Origin of the sequence: Sulfuricurvum sp. PD_MW2 (genome assembly GCF_002633015.1) — a bacterium.
In the GTDB taxonomy this organism is placed as follows: Bacteria; Campylobacterota; Campylobacteria; order Campylobacterales; family Sulfurimonadaceae; genus Sulfuricurvum.
Genome location: NZ_NSIU01000071.1, coordinates 1 through 1127 on the forward strand (window position 1 = coordinate 1; position 1127 = coordinate 1127).

The window sequence follows — 1127 nt, forward strand, 5'->3', positions numbered from 1 at the left end:
TCTAAAAAGCTTTTAGAAGAGATTAAAAAACTTGAATCAAATATCGAAGCAATTGAAAAAGGGAAAATCTATGATAACGCTTTTGAATGGCGTTTTGAATTTCCTGAAGTGTTGGATAAAGATGGAAATTTTGTAGGTTTTGATGTTGTCATTGGTAATCCGCCATATGTTTTTGCACGTGAGCATTTTACGGCTCAGGAAAAAAGCTTTTTTGTATCACAATACAAACTGTCAGCATATCAGTTGAATCTTTATATTTTATTCTTGGAACGAAGTAATCAGGTATTGAAGAAAAACGGGGAATTTAGTTTTATTGTTCCAAACAACTGGTTGACAATCAATTCGGCTAAAGGTGTACGAGAATTTATTCTCAACTACTCTGACATAAGCATTGTCAATTTTACCGCTAAAGTATTTGATGAAGCCAATGTTGACACAGCAATTTTGACCTACAATAAAAGCGATCAAAGTCCTATTGTGCATTTGTATGAATCAAGTGGAATTGATGGGATGAATCTGATTAAAACGAGTGATACATCATTTTTCCAAAATAAACTCGATGCGATCATTAATATCGAAGCGTTCAAAAATACCGTTGTTTATGAAATAATGGACCAAATCGAAGCAAATGCTCTTCCATTAAAAGAAATTGCGGATGTAAAAGCTGGACTAAAAGCATATGAAACAGGAAAGGGGAAGCCGCCTCAAACTGAAGAAATGAAGAAGAATCGTATGTATCATTCTGCAGAACAGATTGATGAAAATTATCTACTATATCTCGACGGTAAAGATGTATCTCGCTATGCGTTAGGATGGAGTGGAGAATTTTTAAAATATGGTGATAATTTAGCAGCTTCTCGAACATTTGAGCTTTTCTCAACTCCTCGTATTTTAGTACGACAAATTCCCTCGCGACCGCCGTATTGTATTCATGCGTGTTATACGGATGCAATAATACTAAACGATTTAAATTCGATGAATATTGTCAACATCAAAGATTCTCCACTCTTTATTTTAGCGTTGTTAAATTCACGTTTAATGTCATTTTGGTTTGTTCATAAATTCGGGAAACTTTCACGAGGGATTTTTCCGCAATTCAAAATCAATGAATTAGAGCAGTTCCCGAT

1 protein-coding gene is annotated in these 1127 nt (G+C 34.3%); it reads left to right on the forward strand.

Annotated features, from left to right (window positions below; translation table 11 throughout):
* Nucleotides 1-1127 (forward strand): TaqI-like C-terminal specificity domain-containing protein (locus tag CJD30_RS11655; protein WP_294919352.1); only part of this gene is annotated, 1127 nt, incomplete at both ends.